Source organism: Bradyrhizobium sp. SZCCHNRI1009 (genome assembly GCF_032487575.1).
GTDB lineage: Bacteria > Pseudomonadota > Alphaproteobacteria > Rhizobiales > Xanthobacteraceae > Bradyrhizobium.
Genome location: NZ_JAUEUL010000055.1, coordinates 1 through 1427 on the forward strand (window position 1 = coordinate 1; position 1427 = coordinate 1427).

Sequence of the window (1427 nt, forward strand, 5' to 3'; positions counted from 1 at the left end):
CCGCCGGAGCCGGGTGTCGCCAAGTTCGCGCTGACCCTGTCGCTGCAGCCGACCGCCGACGGCGGCCTCGAAGGCATCCTGGAATACGACGCCGAGATGTTCGCCCCCGCCAGCATGGCGCGCCTGGCCGGCCATGTCGCGACCCTGCTCGGCGCGATGGCGAGGGCCGATGGTGCGGCGAGGCTCAGCAGCCTCGCGATGCTCGGCGCCGACGAACGGCGCCAGCTACAAACGTGGAACGCGACGGCTGCGCCGCGTGCTGCCGACGAGACCATCCTCGATCTGCTCGATGCGGCCGCGCGTGACCATGCCGACCGGCCTGCGATCATCCACGCCGGCGGCGAGATCAGCTATGCCGAGCTGCACCGCCGCGCCGATCATCTCGCCGCGCATCTGACTACACGCATCCCGGCGACCAACGCGCTGATCGGCATTGCGCTCAGCCGCGGCCCGGAGCTGATCGTCGCGATCCTCGCCGTGCTCAAGGCGGGCCACGCCTATGTGCCGCTCGATCCGGCCTATCCGGCCGAGCGGCTGCGCGTCATGGCCGCGGACGCCCGGCTGCAACTGGTGCTGACCGACGGCAGCACCGCCGCATTGCCCGACGATCTCGCGCAGCTCCGGCTCGACGATCCCGCGCTGCTGCAACAACCGCCGGCGTGGCCGCGGCGTCGTCCGCTGCCCGATGACCTCGCCTATGTCATCTTCACCTCCGGCTCCACAGGCCGACCCAAGGGCGTCGCCATCCCCCAGCGCGGCCTCGTCAATCTGGTCCACGCCCAGACGGCCGCGTTCGAGATCGAAGCCGGCGACCGCGTCCTGCAGTTCGCCTCGCCGAGCTTCGACGCGTCGGTCTCGGAGATCGCCACGGCGCTCTCGAAAGGCGCCGCGATCGTCACCGGCGACGCAGAGACGCTGCGCCCCGGACCGTCCCTGGCGACGCTCGTCCAATCCTGCGCAGTGACCCATGCGACGCTGCCGCCGACGGCGCTGCGCGTGATGGAGCCGGACGATCTCGCCGGCTGCCGCGTCCTCGTCGTCGCCGGCGAAGCCTGCCCCGGCGACCTCGTCGCGCTGTGGTCGCCACATCGCCGGATGCTGAACGCGTACGGGCCGACCGAAGTCTCGGTCTGCGCCAGCATCAGCGCGCCGTTGTCGGGCGACGCGCCGCCGCCGATGGGCGCACCGATCGAGAACGCGCGCATTCACCTGCTCGACGCCCAGCTCAACGAGGTACCGATCGGGGTTGCAGGCGAGGTGTATGTCGCCGGCGCGGGGCTTGCGCAGGGCTATCTCAACCGCCCGGATCTGACGGCGGAGCGCTTCATCGCCGATCCGTTCGGACCGCCGGGCACGCGGCTGTATCGCACCGGCGATCGCGCGCGCTGGCGCGCCGACGGCACGCTGGAGTTCCTGGGTCGCGCCGA

Annotated in this window: 1 protein-coding gene; it reads left to right on the forward strand. The window is 71.7% G+C overall.

Translation table 11 applies throughout. The annotated features are described in order from the left end of the window. A partial coding sequence (locus QX010_RS33015) for an amino acid adenylation domain-containing protein (protein WP_316183717.1) occupies positions 1-1427 on the forward strand: 1427 nt, incomplete at both ends.